This is a genomic window from Reyranella sp. (assembly GCF_965249915.1).
In the GTDB taxonomy this organism is placed as follows: Bacteria; Pseudomonadota; Alphaproteobacteria; order Reyranellales; family Reyranellaceae; genus Reyranella.
Genome location: NZ_OZ252257.1, coordinates 3554750 through 3569478, shown reverse-complemented (window position 1 = coordinate 3569478; position 14729 = coordinate 3554750). Strand labels below are relative to the sequence as shown.

At 63.2% G+C, this 14729-nt stretch carries 18 protein-coding genes; 10 read left to right on the top strand and 8 right to left on the bottom strand.

The features are described from left to right. Window positions 1-5: 5 nt before the first annotated feature. The 4 genes from qatC to ACP15H_RS17740 all read right to left on the bottom strand — a co-directional run bounded on the left by qatC (window position 6) and on the right by ACP15H_RS17740 (window position 4884). Window positions 6-1355: a Qat anti-phage system QueC-like protein QatC gene (gene qatC / locus ACP15H_RS17755; RefSeq protein ID WP_425067480.1), complete on the bottom strand. Its 1350-nt coding sequence runs from the start codon at window positions 1353-1355 to the stop codon at window positions 6-8. Further along, entirely contained in the window at window positions 1352-2311 is a 960-nt protein-coding gene (gene qatB, locus ACP15H_RS17750) for a Qat anti-phage system associated protein QatB (protein ID WP_425067479.1), read from the bottom strand. Before qatB ends, qatC begins: the two co-directional genes overlap by 4 nt. Then, complete coding sequence (gene qatA, locus ACP15H_RS17745; RefSeq protein WP_425067478.1) at window positions 2236-4167, bottom strand: Qat anti-phage system ATPase QatA; 1932 nt, start codon at window positions 4165-4167, stop codon at window positions 2236-2238. Before qatA ends, qatB begins: the two co-directional genes overlap by 76 nt. Before the next feature lie 156 nt (window positions 4168-4323). Continuing rightward, window positions 4324-4884 (bottom strand): flavin reductase family protein, encoded by a 561-nt coding sequence (locus tag ACP15H_RS17740; RefSeq protein ID WP_425067477.1) that lies wholly within the window; start codon window positions 4882-4884, stop codon window positions 4324-4326. Window positions 4885-5049: 165 nt separating this feature from the next. On the opposite strand from ACP15H_RS17740, the gene ACP15H_RS17735 reads away from it, so the two are divergent. Both ACP15H_RS17735 and ACP15H_RS17730 read left to right on the top strand, forming a co-directional pair. After that, complete coding sequence (locus ACP15H_RS17735; protein ID WP_425067476.1) at window positions 5050-5526, top strand: hypothetical protein; 477 nt, start codon at window positions 5050-5052, stop codon at window positions 5524-5526. Window positions 5527-6063: 537 nt separating this feature from the next. Beyond that, window positions 6064-6387 carry a DUF736 domain-containing protein gene (locus ACP15H_RS17730; RefSeq protein WP_425067475.1) on the top strand — a complete coding sequence of 108 codons (324 nt, stop codon included), beginning with the start codon at window positions 6064-6066 and terminating at the stop codon, window positions 6385-6387. A 278-nt stretch (window positions 6388-6665) separates the two neighbouring features. On the opposite strand, the gene ACP15H_RS17725 is transcribed toward ACP15H_RS17730, so the two are convergent. Further along, window positions 6666-6893 (bottom strand): helix-turn-helix domain-containing protein, encoded by a 228-nt coding sequence (locus ACP15H_RS17725; RefSeq protein ID WP_425067474.1) that lies wholly within the window; start codon window positions 6891-6893, stop codon window positions 6666-6668. 245 nt (window positions 6894-7138) lie between these two features. Between ACP15H_RS17725 and ACP15H_RS17720 the strand changes: the two genes are divergently transcribed. The 8 genes from ACP15H_RS17720 to ACP15H_RS17685 all read left to right on the top strand — a co-directional run bounded on the left by ACP15H_RS17720 (window position 7139) and on the right by ACP15H_RS17685 (window position 11672). Then, on the top strand, window positions 7139-7402 hold the full coding sequence (locus tag ACP15H_RS17720) for a DNA -binding domain-containing protein (RefSeq protein WP_425067473.1): 264 nt from the start codon (window positions 7139-7141) through the stop codon (window positions 7400-7402). Window positions 7403-7552: 150 nt separating this feature from the next. Then, the gene (locus ACP15H_RS17715) at window positions 7553-7798 is read left to right on the top strand and encodes a transcriptional regulator domain-containing protein (protein ID WP_425067472.1); all 246 of its coding nucleotides are present in this window, start codon (window positions 7553-7555) and stop codon (window positions 7796-7798) included. A 19-nt stretch (window positions 7799-7817) separates the two neighbouring features. Beyond that, window positions 7818-8327, top strand: a complete 510-nt coding sequence (locus tag ACP15H_RS17710) for a DUF2285 domain-containing protein (RefSeq protein WP_425069923.1) — start codon at window positions 7818-7820, stop codon at window positions 8325-8327. Between the two features lie 141 nt (window positions 8328-8468). Beyond that, window positions 8469-8750, top strand: coding sequence for a helix-turn-helix transcriptional regulator (locus ACP15H_RS17705; protein WP_425067471.1), 282 nt, complete (start codon window positions 8469-8471; stop codon window positions 8748-8750). Then, on the top strand, window positions 8728-9636 hold the full coding sequence (locus ACP15H_RS17700) for a replication initiator protein A (RefSeq protein ID WP_425067470.1): 909 nt from the start codon (window positions 8728-8730) through the stop codon (window positions 9634-9636). Before ACP15H_RS17705 ends, ACP15H_RS17700 begins: the two co-directional genes overlap by 23 nt. Before the next feature lie 244 nt (window positions 9637-9880). After that, window positions 9881-10345 (top strand): DUF2840 domain-containing protein, encoded by a 465-nt coding sequence (locus ACP15H_RS17695; protein WP_425067469.1) that lies wholly within the window; start codon window positions 9881-9883, stop codon window positions 10343-10345. Further along, on the top strand, window positions 10345-10851 hold the full coding sequence (locus ACP15H_RS17690; protein WP_425069922.1) for a S26 family signal peptidase: 507 nt from the start codon (window positions 10345-10347) through the stop codon (window positions 10849-10851). The genes ACP15H_RS17695 and ACP15H_RS17690 overlap by 1 nt, the downstream gene beginning before the upstream one ends. Before the next feature lie 2 nt (window positions 10852-10853). Continuing rightward, window positions 10854-11672: a lytic transglycosylase domain-containing protein gene (locus ACP15H_RS17685; RefSeq protein ID WP_425067468.1), complete on the top strand. Its 819-nt coding sequence runs from the start codon at window positions 10854-10856 to the stop codon at window positions 11670-11672. Between the two features lie 105 nt (window positions 11673-11777). Here the strand turns inward: ACP15H_RS17685 and tnpC are convergent, their stop codons facing one another. The 3 genes from tnpC to tnpA form a co-directional block, all read right to left on the bottom strand. After that, on the bottom strand, window positions 11778-13307 hold the full coding sequence (gene tnpC, locus ACP15H_RS17680) for an IS66 family transposase (RefSeq protein WP_370692526.1): 1530 nt from the start codon (window positions 13305-13307) through the stop codon (window positions 11778-11780). A 69-nt stretch (window positions 13308-13376) separates the two neighbouring features. Then, a complete protein-coding gene (gene tnpB, locus ACP15H_RS17675; protein WP_296321565.1) occupies window positions 13377-13730 on the bottom strand; it encodes an IS66 family insertion sequence element accessory protein TnpB in 354 nt (117 codons plus the stop codon). Next, a complete protein-coding gene (gene tnpA / locus ACP15H_RS17670; protein WP_304845260.1) occupies window positions 13727-14647 on the bottom strand; it encodes an IS66 family insertion sequence element accessory protein TnpA in 921 nt (306 codons plus the stop codon). The genes tnpB and tnpA overlap by 4 nt, the downstream gene beginning before the upstream one ends. Window positions 14648-14729: the final 82 nt, after the last annotated feature.

Here is a 14729-nt window from a genome sequence, read left to right as displayed (position 1 = left end):
GCGTCTTACGACGGTGCGGCTCTAACGCCAGTCAGCAACCGTCCAACCTCCTCCAATCCGCGGCGATAGACATCGGCCAGGGCATCGTGCCGGGAAGGATCATCGTAGAGTGGCCCCGGCTTGTGTATGAGGGCCTTGGCGAGATCCGGGCGCTTCGATAACCGTGCGATCGCGAGCTGGAAGGATCGGACCTGCTGACCTTCGGCGTGCTTAGTGTCCAGCGTGGCGGCCTTCAGGTCGGGCACGTTGTAAACTGTCGCATCCTTGCCTCCCAGGGACGCCCGTCGAATGAGACATGGGAGGCAGTACCCACAGTGCCCCTGCGGCGTCTTGGTCCAGCGCCCCTTCGTTGGCGACGAACATGATAGCGACAATCGGGTGAGCTGCTTTAGCAGCGCCGGATTGGCGCATTGGGCAACCATCTCCCCCTTGGTCTTATCCCAATAGGGATTCTCAATCTTCCCCCCGACGCCAAGCGCCCGGAGCAAATCATTCCACCGGGCCATGTAGAAAGGATGCGTGGTCCGGGTGCTGAGAGCGCCCAGCCGAAGCCGATCGAGCGGCACATTGAGCGCGATCAAGCCATTCTCCGGAACCTTGAGTACGAAGTCGCGGCCGAGCGCGGTGCCGGCGGCGACGCCCAAGGAGAAGAACAGGAACGAGCGGCCGCGCGTCGTGTCCTCCGATCCGACATCCTCGACCAGCCCATTATCGAAGCTCATCCATACCCGCAGCCGATCGAAGGCGGATGATTTGTAAGCGGCTTTCAAGCCGTCGAAACACTGCTCCTGCGACTTGCTCACCAGCCCTTCGCCGGCATGGCTGACCAGAAGCGGCGTCTCGCCGGCATTTAAGCTGTCGATCGCACCGATCAGACTGTCCAAGCCACCGGAGAAGAGACTCACACCGTCGAATGGGGCGGGTATAAGGGTGGGGGCCGTGGCAGGAACCAGTCTTGCATAGCCCTTGGCCCGTTTGCGGAATCCGACATCCCACCTGTCGCCGGTCAGGAAGTTCAAGGCGCGGACCAGAATTGGCGCTGCGGTCGTCCATCGCACCGGATCACTCACGGGGATGACCAGGCGAATCTCGCGCGTCCAAGCGTCCTGCGATTCCGTGGAGCGGGAGATGCGGGTGTCTGCCGCATGGACGTGGGCCGCTACCAACAGCATGTCCGCGCCGATCTCGCTCGGGGTCAGATGCAGCGCCTTGAGATCGCCTAAGGCGCGGCCGATCCCGTGATCGAGACGCTTGCCCGCCACCAACTGCAAAATCGATGCGACCTCGTCGCGCGCCTTCGGAACGCGGATCCTATCGTCCAGCCCGAAACGGCCGATGATGACATGGCGCCTCATTTCGCTGCCTCCCCATCACCCATCGTCTGCAACACATCGAAGGCAGATTGATAGACGTTGGTCACAAAGCCCATCACCGCGTCGGGCGGCAGCGACTGAACGTTGACGCCCGCGGCGTTGATGGCGTCGCTGACACCGCGCTGGATGAAATCACGCAGTTGCGCTTGCACCCTCTCAGCGGCCCGCGGGTCGGCCGGCAAGGTCACGACCTTGGTGCCGATGTCGTTGCAGATACGAGCCTCGATCGCGTGCGTCGCATATAGTTCCAAGACGGTCTGGATCTGACCGGGTGTCAGCGCATCGATATCGGTGATGCCGGCGCTGGCGAGATCGGCGATCGTCTCAACGAAAGCGTCTCGCGCGATTCCCTCGTCGATCGACCCGCCTTCGGGGCAGATGTAATCGGCAAGCCCAGCGAACACTTCCTCGATCGGCCGCCCGGCGAGGCTTTCAAGGTTGAGCGTTCGCAGCGCTTCGCGAACGCCATTGGCGCTGGCATCGTTGAGGAATCGTATGAGCCCGGCACCCGCCCCTCTCGAAGAGCCCATACGTTGCGCGGCCTGGCGCGATCCGCCCGCCGATTTGGAAACATATTGAGAGACAGCGCGGCCGAGGCTTCTGCGGTCGCTGCCGCCCGAGCTTACGAAGCGCGTGAAATTTCTTCTGGCAGATGTAAACCGATCCGATGACCCTGCCGGCGCGGTCGGCCGAGCCGCCGGCGCGGGAGGAACTGCTGGGGGCGGTCCATCAGGCGACGGCGCTTGTGTTCCGTCGCCATCACCCCCGCCCGAGCCGGCGCCGCCGTCGCCGTCATCCCGCAGCCAACTCGGGATGAGCGGCGTCCCGCCGCCAGCGCCGCCATAAGCGTTCGACGTGCCCATCAGCGGCCACCTTTCCGCGTGCGAAGCGCAGCGCTGGCCGTTGTTTTCAAGAAGGTCGATTGCGACGTCGACCATCCTTGGAGGAGCTTTTCGAACCGAGCTACGGCGTCGGCATCCTTGATGATGCTTTCCCAGCCCGACGCCGGCCATGGCCCGCACCGATCGGCCGGCAAGGCTTCGAGCAGATCGAGAAGGTTGGCTTGCAGCGTCGGGTGCGCGCGAACCAAAACGGCGAGCCCGTCTATGCCGGGGGGCGCCGTATCAAAGGAATCGCCGCCCATAACGCGTCCGCGCAGCTCCTCGAAGACCTGAGCGGCCTCGGCTGGAACGAGCTGCTTGAGTTCACCTTCGAACGCCTGAACGGCCAGTTTCGGGCCGAGCAGCTTTTCGACCACCGCCGCGAGTCGTCCAAGGACCGAGGCTGCACCGAAATAGTCCTTTCGATCCTTCGTCACGAACAGGTAAGGGCGCAGATCGACTTCCGCCAAGGCGGGTGACAGCCGCGCCCAAGCCCGTATTGCGTCGGCCGCCTTCCATTCCGTCAGGATAGCGCTATCCTTGGAGTCCAGCACGGTGGCCGGCTTTGCGTGATCGGTTGAACTGATCTTCGATCCGGTTCGCTTGGCCTTGGCGGCTGGCTTCTCCTCCGACGCGGCGGCCTCCAGCGCCGCCAAATCTGCGCAGCGGCCGTCCGGATCTCGGGCAGCGGCGCTTGCGATCTGGTCAAACAATCTGGAGAGGAACCTCTCGGCCAGCATGAGCTTCGCCAGGACAGGCAGTTTCACCTCCTCTCCGAAGCCTCGAGCGAGCGCAGTCTGATGCCGTAGTAGTAGGGTGTTTAGGAAGCGCTTGATCTGGCGCGGATTACCCTGCGTCCCGCTGGCCAGGATCGGACCGATCTGATCGCTAAGTGTGAGCGCGTTCTGGACCTGGCCAGCTTTGTTGCCCAAGGTGGTCTTGACCGTCTGCGCGTCGAGCCCGGCCGTTTGCCAGGGCCGCTTGAGCAATTCACGTGCCACGGTGATGAGCGCCGAGTAAGCGGGGTCGTCATCGCCTAGCTCGGCACCCATGAGCAACAGGGTGACGTAAATACGGGTTTCGGTCTCACCCAAAGCCGGAATCCGGAACGGGATCTGGATGAGCTTCTCAAGATAGTTGCGCGCATAGTCGCGTGGGCCGGTCGTGTCCGGCAACTCAGGGAAATGCTTGCGAACCGAGTATTCGATCATCGCCTCGTCGGCCGCGACGATGAACGCGGTGCGGGCGGTGAAGAAGAACAGGCGGACGGCTTCGAGCGTTTCAATCGCCGTGTCCGGCAGGCAGCGGTCGAGATCGTCGATGAGGACGATCAGTTGCTTGACGCCCGCCTGCTTGAGCAGATCGTCAAATGCCTTCCGGAACGCCTCGATCTCTTCGGGGACATTCTTCGACTCGCCGGGCTTTAGCAAACCCTGCACACCATCGATGGCCTTGTCGTAATTCTCTTGGGTGGCGAGTTTCGATGGATCGGCGAAAATTCCCTTTAAGGTCCCGACCACCGCGCCAACCTGATCAGCTGTTGGGATGCCCGTGAATGCGGTGAAAGCGAGACCGCCACCGCGACGCGCTATCTTGAGCCAGTCGATGCGCTTGAAGATGTCTTTTACGGCCATGCCGGCTTGGGTGAGCAATGGACGCTTTTCGACAAGGCCAGTGACGATACCTTCGATCAGCGCGATTTTGGCATCTTCGAATCCCTGAAAACGCCAGCCGTTGAATTTGATGCAGAGGACATCCTTGTCCGAGCTGAGGCCGTTCTCGATCATCTCCAAGATGCTGGATTTGCCGGCGCCCCAGTCGCCATGAACACCGATGGTCACGGCGCGCTCGGGCTTCTCGCGCAGCAGCTCTATAATGGTCTTGGCGATCGCCTCGTTGTTGAGGAGATCCACTCTCGTCTCATTGTCAGTAAGAATCATCCCGTCCCTTGGTCTCGACGATTCATAGTGGCTACGCCGTGCTCCCCGCGAACAATGTGCCGCAATAATGCGAATTTGGCTATATAATCATGTGCGCCGTAAGGTTGGGCTTCTGTAGGTCGCCGGGTTCTACAGCGTGTCCGGTCTGAACTGCGATCGCCGGCTGATGACCTTGCCGGCGACCATGAACACGCCGTCCCCGGTGTAATGAAGCGTCTCGGGATGCTTCGGCGAGGCCGCGACATGCGCCTTCACCACCTCGAAGATGAAGAAGTTGTCCTTCGAGATCAGGGGGCCATCCGCCAGCCGGCATTCGAAGCTGGCGTGGCATTCGGCGATCAGCGGCGCTTTTACATACTCCGCCGGCGCTGGCGTGAGCTTGAACTTCTCGAACTTGTCCACCTCCGCACCTGAGCTGTTGCCAACACCGACCACCTGATCGGTGAGCGCGGTCGTCGGCAGGTTGATGACGCATTCCTTGCTGCGCCGGATCAGGCCGAAGCTGTGATTGCCGCCGGCGATCACGCAGCCGATGAGGGACGGCGTGAATTCCATCACGGTGTGCCACCCCATTGTCATGATGTTGCGCTCGTCACCATGCGCCGATGTGACCAGCACGATCGGGCCTGGCTCCAGGTAACGGCGTATTTTGGAGACCGGCAGGTCGGTCTTGCGACGGGACCTTGTCATCTTCGTCCCTTGGGCTGGAGTGCGGTTCCTCGAAGTCACTGCATCAGCGTCACTCATTTGCAACCAAGAGTCTCTCTTCTGCCACTTTCTATCCTGATAAGATTAGCCGGCGCCATGGTGGTGGTGGAAGGCGCGACCGTTTGATCCTGGTCACGGAGATCCACCATGCTCGCTGTCGGCATCGTTCTCAGCATCGTCGGCCTTGGCTTCTTCTGCCGGCTGCTGTTCACGCTTGCCATCTATGCGCTCCCCACCTTCGCCGGTCTCTCTGCGGGATTGGCGGCGTTTCACAGCGAGGCAGGTGCCACTGGTGCGATCACCGTCGGATTGCTGGTGGGTGGCGCGACTTTGGCGCTTGGACAATTCGCCTTTGCGGGCACGCGCACGCTACTCATCCGCGCCATCTTCGGTATGCTCTATGGCGTTCCAGCTGCAATCGCTGGCTATCAGGTGTCGTATGCCTTGGCGGGCATTGGCATGCCCGGCAGTGCATGGCAGACGGCATTTGCCGTGGTCGGCGCCGTCGTCTCAGGGTGCACGGCCTTCTCGCGACTGGCACTGTTGGCTCCGCCGCCGGACGGGCGGGGCGCGGGGAGCGCTTATCTGCCTGCTGACGGGCGGCTGCACGATCAGGGGCGCTGATGCTTTTGTCTCTCCATCATCGAACAGGTTGGCAGAGATTGTGGCAGCGAACGCTTGCCTCGACGCGACAGGTGAACGTATCCCACTATGGCCACTTCGAGACGCCTTTCCTCTGGCAAGCCGACAAGATGCAGGCGAGGGGCGCTGTCTGCGATCCGTTGAGCTGGGATGATGCCGTCGTTTTTCTACGCTATGGCCGCCGTCTGTTCGCCCGGTGTGCCAGTCCTCTTGCGCTGGGCCCTTCAGGTTGGCCACGACTTCTCCCGAGGATGCTGTTCGGCGCGCGACCCACGGCCTCTTTCTTGGCTGATCTGGCCAGAGGACGGCTGCGCCTCGATCGCCTGAGCCGCAACGGCGGCGGTTCGACTTTCTTCCCCTGGGCTTCGCCCATTCCTCGCGAGGCAAGAAAGTCGCCCCGCCGCCATCCTCCGCTCTGCTCCGGCCCGTGAACGGGTGCGGCGTCGATCGCCTCCGGCCTGCAGATCGCCATCGAGGCCGCGATGGTCGCGGGGCTCGAAACAGCACAGGAGAAGTCACATGGCCAACATCGGTACCTTCAAGAAGTCCGGCAATGAGTACCAGGGCGAGATCGTCACGCTCAGCGTCCAGGCGAGGGGCGTGCGCATCGTCCCCGAGGCCAACCGGTCCAACGACAACGCCCCCAGCCACCGGGTGTTTGTCGGCCGGGCCGAGATCGGGGCCGCCTGGTCGAAGCGCTCCAACGAGGGCCGCGACTACCTCTCGCTCAAGCTCGACGATCCGAGCTTCAACGCCCCCATCTTCGCCAACCTGTTCGACGACGAGGACGGCGACGGCTTCAGCCTGATCTGGTCGCGCAGCCGCAAGAAGAACGGCGAGTAAGCCCCAGGCTCCCGGAGCCCCGCCCGGTCCGCCGGGCGGGGCTTTTCTCTGCTCGGGCGGCCGTGATTTCTGGAAGGCCGGAAGGCTGCCATGGGATAGCGCTTGTCAGCTATCGATCGTTCTTTCGTTCGTCTTGGAGGGCTGAAGGGATTGGGCGCATCCGGCTTCGCCGGACCGGGCTCTATGCGGCCGATTGGGGAGGAGGCGGCCGCACGAAGCCACCCTTCAGTTGAAGCGAGGGAAGGGTGTCTTCGCCTGACGGAAACGATCCCTTGCGCTCACGACCGTGACTTTTGAACCGATTCCACAAGCAGGTCAGCCGGACGCACGTTCAAGGACTCCGCCACTTGCAAGATGGTCAGGAGAGTGACGTTCTGCAGCCCTCGCTCGATCGCACTGACGTAGGCCCGATCCACACCCATCCGAGCGGCAACGGCCTCCTGGCTGAGGCCCGCAGCCCGTCGATAGACACGGACGTTGGCACCGAACACCTTGCGAATGTCCATCCGCAGGATAGGAGGCAATCGCGTATTCTGGCGCTACGTACTATAATACGCGGCCAAATTTGCTGGCGCGGCGACGTCTCTATGCTTTTATGCAGATCAGGCTGCAATGGTCTTCACGATGCCCCGGGTGAGCATGGAAGTTGATGGATGTGATGCGTGCCTTGCATCACCCCTGGCCGAGGGGGCTGTGACTATGCGGTGGTTGGAGTTCCGATGGATGTTCTTCCTTCGCTGCGGTTCCCGAGATGACGACGCCTGCCTTTGACGACTGCCCCCCCGAGAGCGACGGGGTCACGCCGTATGACGAGCGGCACTTCGCGACGTATCTGCGCTTGCTGGACGCCGCAGCCGAGGCGGCAGACTGGCGAGAAGTCGTGCGTATTGTCTTCGAGCTTGATCCGGAGAAGGAACCCGACCGCGCACGCCTGGTCTACGACACTCATTTGTCCCGGGCGCGGTGGATGACCGAGAAGGGCTTCCGTGATCTCTTGCGCGCATCGCGCAACTGACGGTCAAATTCCCGGGAAGGGACATCGAGATAGCCGCTTGAGGGCGTCTTCGCATGACATCGCGCGTTCGGCGTTCGGGCTCTTCAACAACCTTTGGTCGCATGAAAGGCTTCGGTCCCTCAGCCCTGAGTTCGCGTAACGGAGTCTTTGATGACCAAGAGACCCGATTGGAGGTCGCCCGACTATGTCGAAGCGTTGAAGGACCTCGATCGTGCCGGCTTCGCGTGGGAGTTCCTGCGGCGCAATCCAGCCTATCGAGATGATTACGACCGGATCGACGAAGATCCGGAAGAATCGGAATTGAGCCCGGAGTCGGTGGGAGGGAACTGGGGGCTTTCCTTTCGCCCGCGACCCCTCACTCGATGCGACAGCCGCGCAGGTTTCATGGCGGCCTGAGCTGCTTGCCCACGCCGTGATGCTGGTTCCCGCACCCGAGGGCTTCGAAGGCGCCTATCGCTTTGAAGCTCTTGGTCGGCTGTCGTCATCGGTGAATCTCCAGCGCGGCGGTGAGCGGCACTGCATCGTGAAGGATGCCGCCGGCTCCCATCACTTGTGGCTCAAGGGCGAGCGCCCGGCACTGCCGATGGCGGCGCTCGTCCCCTTGGATGAGACCGTTCTCCTTCGCTTGGCCGGCCTGATGCGCCTCAAGCGCCGCCTCGATCGCCACCCGGCCGGCCCGCTTCCGTCCGCCTGGCAGGTCACGGCGCGGCTCCGCAGACGCCTTCTCGACATGATCCGCGCGCTGGACGGTCACCTGGAGGGGGCAAGCTATCGCGAGGTGGCGAGGGCGCTTTATGGCGCGGAGGCGGTTGCCCGGTTCCCCTGGAAGACCTCATCCGTCCGGGGGCAGACGATCCGATTGGTCGCCGATGCCGTGGCCATGATGGACGGGGGTTATCGAAAGCTGCTGCGCGCCAGCCGCTAGCCTCACCCCATACCAAGGCGGGGGTATCGCCAACCTGAGAGGCCAGTTCGTCATCCGCCCGGAACGCGAATCTCCGCCACGGTGACCGTCGTTACGCCGTCGCCCCTCGACGGCTCTCGCCAGAACCACGGAGCCATCCCCATGCCCGATCCTGCCGCCGGCCTGCCACCGCGCTTTTTGCGTACGCCGGAAGCCGCACGCTTTCTCAGCCTCTCTGGACGTACCCTCGAGAAACACCGAACCTACGGCACCGGCCCCACCTACCGGAAGATCGGCGGTCGTGTCGTCTACGCCGTCGAGGATCTCAAGGCCTGGGCTGACCGCGGGGCCAAGGTGTCGACCTCCGATCCCGGGACGGGGACTGTGCTGCCCGCAAAGCCGCACACAAACCCGCATGCCAATGCGCCTCGAGTTCGGCGCTGAGCGGAGGCCAAACGTGACCTCCAAACACAAGCGCGTCAGCGAGCGGGACCAGCTCGACCTGTTCAGGGCGCTGCCCGGCGCTCTTGCGCCGCGTGACGCCCAGGACCTCATGGCCTATCCGTTTTTCTCACTCGCCAAATCGAAGCGTGTCTGCCCGATCGACTACCGAACCCGTACGATCGCAATCCGCGTCGAGGCCGTGCCAGACCGCGGCATGGCGACCATCTGGGACGCCGATGTGCTGATCTGGGCTGCCTCGCAGATCGTCGAGGCGCGGGACGCAGGCTTGAAGACCTCGCGTCTGATGGCTGCTACACCGTACGAGATCCTGACGTTCGTTGGCCGCGGCACCGGCGCCCGGGACTACGATCGCCTGAAGGCGGCGTTCGACCGTCTCCAGTCCACCACCGTGCTGACGTCCATCCGTCAACCTGCAGAGCGGCGGCGCCATCGCTTCTCCTGGATCAACGAATGGAAAGAGACGGCTGACGCCCAGGGGCGTCCGCTCGGCCTCGAGCTCATTCTGCCGGACTGGTTCTATGCCGGCGTTCTGGATGATGCGCTGGTGCTCACGATCGACCGTGCGTACTTCGATCTGACGGGCGGCCTGGAGCGCTGGCTTTACCGGATCGTCCGCAAGCACGGCGGCCGCCAGGCCGGCGGCTGGAGCTTCGATTTTTCGCATCTTCACGCCAAGTCCGGCAGCCTCTCGCCGCTCAAGCACTTCGCTTACGATGTGCGTGAGATCGTCCGCCGACAGTCACTGCCCGGGTATCGGCTTTGCATCGAGCGCGGCTTCCGCGGCACGGAGCGGCTTGAGTTCGTGGCCATTTCGCGCAGCCCGCTTATCCAGCGGCCGATGGGTGCTTCTGGGGACAAGCTGTGACTCGGCTCGTGCTTTCCGGGACGTGGACCATCGTGCCATCAGGGACCCGATCCTCGTGCTATCGGGGACCAGAATCTTCGGATTCGCTTTGGCACTCAACGGCTTGGCTCCTCCTTAACTTCCCTAACCCAGATTCCTTCGGAATCTGTCTAACGCGCCACGTTCATCCACCGCTGGGGATAACAGCCTCGCCGGGAGGGGAAGGGTCCAGGATCGCGGATCCGATCCGGGCACAAGGCTGCGCATGACCGACCTCACGCATGTCGAACTGCTGTGGCTCGAGAAGCAGATCGAACGATGGATCCGCTTCGGCCGGCCCGTAGATGAGCGGATCCTGGATCGGCGGCGGCGGGTCCTTTCTTTTACGCCAGGCAGCACCTTCGGCTTCGTGCGCTGGGCCGCCAACGACCACGGAACGATCGCCTCGCGTATCGATATCCTGCGCGCCGTGCGCTCAAGCGAAGCCTGCGCCACCATCCCCTACGTCCGGCCGGGTGCGGACATCCTTTTGCGCGCTTCAGGCTGGGCGAAGGTCAAGCATGTGTTGCAGATGATCGACATCGTCGAAGCGCTGGGCGTCGATCCCGCCGACGCGGCACCGGATTACTGGCGCCATGTTCACAGTCGTCTGGCGGTCGGGGAAGCGTTGAGGCCCTACACGATGGCACGCCATAAGGCTTGGCTGCTGCGGCAGAGGCTCGAGTCGTGATGCGCCACGTGTGCGTTTGGCTGATTGCGTTGGGTGTCGTCAGCCTGATGGCGCCGGCCGTCTTGCAGCCGCATCGCACGATTGTGTGGAATGCGTCGGCCAGTGTTCCCGTCGGGCTTTACCTTCTCGATACGACTGACGAGAGATATGTCTCTGAACTGGTTGCTGTGCTGCCGCCCGAACCGCTTGCGACCTTCCTTGCGGCCGGCAACTACCTGCCGCGCGGCGTTCCCATGCTGAAACATGTGCTGGCGGTCCCCGGCCAGACCGTTTGTCGAGAGGGCCTCGTCGTCACCGTCGATAAGGTTGCTGTCGGAATGGCGCTTGAGCGTGATCGCCAAGGGCGACCTTTGCCGGTTTGGCAGGGCTGTCGCGTTGTCCCTGAGGACGCACTCTTCCTGATGAATGCGCGATCGGCGGACTCGCTGGACGGGCGATATTTCGGGCCACTGCCGCGATCCGCCGTTACCGGTCGCGCTCACCCAGTTTGGACAAAGGAGGATTGATCATGAAATTGCGCCAGGACGAAGTGACCGCCCGATCGAACGTAAAACGTCGTGACCCTTCCTCCCTCCCGGCCAAGACCTTTCACAAGACCATCCGGTTGATCGTATCGATGGCCGCGATTCCTGTTGTCGCACTCTCGGTATCATCCGGTGGTACCGCGCTCGCCCAATCTGCCACCACGATGTTGCGAAAGACCTCACCGGACACGGGTCCCTATGCAAGCTTCGTGCGCGAAGCGGCCCAGCGTTTTGGCGTGCCGGCATCCTGGATCGGAGCGGTGATGGCGATCGAAAGCGGTGGTGATGTGCGGGCTCTGTCGTCCCAAGGCGCGAGGGGATTGATGCAGGTCATGCCCGCAACCTGGGCTGATTTGCGTGTCCGACATGGTCTCGGTGACAATCCGTATGATCCACGTGACAACATCCTTGCGGGAGCGGCCTACTTGCGCGAGCTTCATGAGCGCTACGGCTCGCCCGGCTTTCTGGCCGCTTATAATGCAGGTCCCGGGCGTTACGACGACCATTTGGCCACAGGCCGAGCGTTGCCGTACGAGACGCAACTCTACGTGGCTACCCTCGCGCCGCTCATCGGAGAACGGCATGCCGATGACATTTTTGCCGTCAGCCGTCGCATCGTTCCTTGGCAGGAAGCGCCGCTATTTGTAACGCGGGGTCAGGACAAGTCCGCAGTCACGCCGTCGGCGCCCAAGACGACAACTGAACGGCCATCAGGCGGCCGGTCTGCCGAGAGCTTATCGCGGTTAGAAGTACGGGTCGGCAGCTTGTTTGTTCGCAATGGAAACGCAGTGCGTCTGCCCTGATGCGGAGAACAGACGACAGGATTATCAAGCTGTGCTCGTGAGAGTGCTCCTGAGGTTCATCGGCCCAGAGACCCCAGATGTATGCGTCCGGTTTTCGCACGTCGCTCAGGTCTTGACGTGATTCGCGGCCTTCCAAGCCCACGGTAGCAGCTCGTCGATTCGGTTGATTGGGTGCCCGCCGACCATCCGCGTCAGAACATCGTGCAGATAGGCGTATGGTTCGACGCCATTCAACTTGCAGGTTTCGATGAGCGTGCACACCGTCGCCCAACGGGCTCCGCCGCCATCGCTGCCGGCGAAGAGATGATTCTTGCGCCCAAGCGCCACCGGCCTGATGGCCCGCTCGACCGGGTTCGTGTCGAGCTCGATGCGGCCGTCGTACAGGAATCGGGTCAACCCATTCCAGCGCGCGAGTGCGTACCGCATCGCCTCGGCGAGTTTTCCGCGGCCAGGCAGATGCGGGAGGTGTGTTTCCAGCCAGATCTGCAGCCCGTCGATGATCGGCTTGGCGAGCGTCCGTCGCGCGGCCAGCCGGTGCGCCGACGACTGACCGCGCACCTGCGCTTCGACAGCATAGAGGCCGGCGATCCGGCGCAGAGCCTCGTGTGCCAACGGCGTATCTTCGGCTTGCGCGACCTCATAGAACTTGCGCCTCGTATGGGCCCAGCAGGCGGCGAGCACGACGTCGCCCCGTATCGTCAGCCGCTCGAAGCCGGCATAGCCATCGACGTGCAGCACTCCCTTGAAGTGTTCCAGATGCGCCGCTGGCCGCTCCGCCCTCCGGTCCGGCGCGAAGATGTAGACCGCCGCGGGCGGCGCCGGTCCGCCCCATGGTCGCTGATCACGCGCATAGACCCAAAGCCGCCCAGTCTTCGTTCGTCCACGGCCCGGATCGAGAACCGGGATTGGCGTGTCGTCGGCGAACAGATGATCGGAGGCGAACACGTCCTTGCGCAGGCGATCGTCCAGCGCCTCGAGCCACCAGCACGCGCCGCCGACCCAGCCGGCGAGAGTCGAGCGCTCCAGCTCGACGCCGTGGCGGGCGAAGATCTGCGCTTGCCGATAGAGTGGAGTGTGGTCGCAGTACTTGCTGACCAGCACCTGGGCGAGCAACGCCGGTGTCGCCAGCCCACCGGCGATCGGCCGTTCCGGCGCGGGCGCCTGGGCCACGGTCTTGCACGTGCGACAGGCGTATTTCGGGCGCGTGATGCGCAGTACACGGAGCTGGGCGGGAACCCAGTCCAGCATCTCGCTGACGCTCTCGCCAATGCTGTGCAGGACACCTCCACAACACGGACAAGCGCCGTTCGCCACGTCGATCACGACCTCTTCGCGAGGCAGATGATCGGCCAGCGGCTTGCGCCGTGGCCGCTTGTCGGCGATCTCGACGGCTTCCTTCGGATCGCTCGCTTCGGCGCGCCCGATGTCGCTATCGAGATCTTCCAGACCGAGGGCGAGCTGATCGGGATCGAGGCGCTCGGAACGGCGGCCGAACTGCGTCCGCTGAAGCTGTTTGATGATCGTCTGAAGTCGCTCGATCTCGCCGTCACGATGCTCGACGACGGCCGCCATGTCGCGCAGAAGACCGTGCAGCAGGGCCATGTCGGACGGCAGATTGTCGAGATCGAGCCGCATGCCCGATTCTACTTTTGTTCGAGTCGGCGACCAAGAACTTTTCCTTCCTGGTGCTTCAGTTGCATCGCTTTAGCCGACTCTCGCAGGCCTCCAGACGCGTTCGGGCGAGCGCCAGTCTATGCCTTCGATCAACATGGCCAGCTGCGCCGGCGAGAGCGTCACCGCGCCGCCGGGTTCATACATGCGTGGCCATACGAAGCCGCCCCGATCGATGCGCTTGGTGAACAGGCACAGCCCGTTCCCATCCCAGAACAACACCTTCAGGATCGACGCCCGTTTACCGCGGAAGGCGAACAGATGGCCCGAGAAGGGGTCTCGCTTCAGCTGCTCCTGGACCAACGCGGCAAGCCCGTCCATTCCCTTCCTCATGTCGGTGTAACCAAGCGCCAGGTGCACCTTCACGCCCGCCGGAACGATCATCATCGCTTGTTCTCCTGCTCGGCGACGTGCACCCGGACCGCCTCTGGGTCGGTGCCCTCGGGTGCGAACACACGGCGCCCGTCAGACAGGTCGACCGCGGTCATGCCGTCGGGAACCGGGAGAAGATCCGGCAGCACGAGCGCACCTCCGTTGACACCCGCGCCGCTCGTCTTCTCTGTCCCGGCCACGGCGACCGACACCAGCCTGGCCGGTTGCTCCGCACCAAAGCCGAACTGGATGCGCCAACGGAACACCATGCTGGTGGAGATGTCATGGCGCCGGCACACCGCCGCCACGCTCACTCCAGGCGCCTCCGACTCCATGACGATCGCCAGCTTCTGTTCATCGCTGAAGCTGCGTCTGTTCGACCGCCGATCGTACTGCGGCCCGGCCGTCGGCGGTTCTGTCAACGCCGTTTCGACGGAGAGATCCTTAGCAGCGCTGCTAACACCGCTGCTTATTTTCGGGCGAGCACTGGGATGAAGCCGGGCGCGCCAGTCGATCGCAACCTCGCCGCTGTCGATCAGATCTCGCCAGCGGCGCAGGCTGTGCTGCGAGAGCTTCGTCGCCGCGGCATACTGCCTGACGGTCATGCCGCTCCAGTTCAGCGTCTCGACATGCATCGCCCAGTACGCCTGGACCGCCTGGTTGCGCTTGTCTTCGGACAGCTTGAACCGGCGCCCCTTGCGACGTCTGCGATGCTCGTCGTGCTCGGTTTCGGCAAGGATTCGGGCGTTTTGCACACGGATCTTGGCCACTTCAACATCGGCGATCGCACGCAGCCAACGTGTAAACGTCGTGTCCGTGAGATGGTGCGTCCGACAGTAGCGGCGCTGCGACAGGCCGCTGCGCTGCCAGGCCTCGATGTGCACAGCCCACCACTCTCGGCGCGCCGCATTCTCAAAATGTTTCGTTGCCACCGGAGAACCTCCCATGAACGAAGGAACCCGATTTGGACCGACGGTGCACTTGCTGAAGGTCGTGCAAGACTCGGACGCTTAC

Excerpts from the sequence above, each read along its gene's own strand:
- qatC (WP_425067480.1), bottom strand. The coding sequence starts at position 1,355 with ATGAGGCGCCATGTCATCATCGGCCGTTTCGGGCTGGACGATAGGATC.
- qatB (WP_425067479.1), bottom strand. The coding sequence starts at position 2,311 with ATGGTCGACGTCGCAATCGACCTTCTTGAAAACAACGGCCAGCGCTGC.
- ACP15H_RS17740 (WP_425067477.1), bottom strand. The coding sequence starts at position 4,884 with ATGACAAGGTCCCGTCGCAAGACCGACCTGCCGGTCTCCAAAATACGC.
- ACP15H_RS17735 (WP_425067476.1), top strand. The coding sequence starts at position 5,050 with ATGCTCGCTGTCGGCATCGTTCTCAGCATCGTCGGCCTTGGCTTCTTC.
- ACP15H_RS17730 (WP_425067475.1), top strand. The coding sequence starts at position 6,064 with ATGGCCAACATCGGTACCTTCAAGAAGTCCGGCAATGAGTACCAGGGC.
- ACP15H_RS17725 (WP_425067474.1), bottom strand. The coding sequence starts at position 6,893 with ATGGACATTCGCAAGGTGTTCGGTGCCAACGTCCGTGTCTATCGACGG.
- ACP15H_RS17720 (WP_425067473.1), top strand. The coding sequence starts at position 7,139 with ATGACGACGCCTGCCTTTGACGACTGCCCCCCCGAGAGCGACGGGGTC.
- ACP15H_RS17715 (WP_425067472.1), top strand. The coding sequence starts at position 7,553 with ATGACCAAGAGACCCGATTGGAGGTCGCCCGACTATGTCGAAGCGTTG.
- ACP15H_RS17710 (WP_425069923.1), top strand. The coding sequence starts at position 7,818 with ATGCTGGTTCCCGCACCCGAGGGCTTCGAAGGCGCCTATCGCTTTGAA.
- ACP15H_RS17705 (WP_425067471.1), top strand. The coding sequence starts at position 8,469 with ATGCCCGATCCTGCCGCCGGCCTGCCACCGCGCTTTTTGCGTACGCCG.
- ACP15H_RS17700 (WP_425067470.1), top strand. The coding sequence starts at position 8,728 with ATGCGCCTCGAGTTCGGCGCTGAGCGGAGGCCAAACGTGACCTCCAAA.
- ACP15H_RS17695 (WP_425067469.1), top strand. The coding sequence starts at position 9,881 with ATGACCGACCTCACGCATGTCGAACTGCTGTGGCTCGAGAAGCAGATC.
- ACP15H_RS17690 (WP_425069922.1), top strand. The coding sequence starts at position 10,345 with ATGCGCCACGTGTGCGTTTGGCTGATTGCGTTGGGTGTCGTCAGCCTG.
- ACP15H_RS17685 (WP_425067468.1), top strand. The coding sequence starts at position 10,854 with ATGAAATTGCGCCAGGACGAAGTGACCGCCCGATCGAACGTAAAACGT.
- tnpC (WP_370692526.1), bottom strand. The coding sequence starts at position 13,307 with ATGCGGCTCGATCTCGACAATCTGCCGTCCGACATGGCCCTGCTGCAC.
- tnpB (WP_296321565.1), bottom strand. The coding sequence starts at position 13,730 with ATGATGATCGTTCCGGCGGGCGTGAAGGTGCACCTGGCGCTTGGTTAC.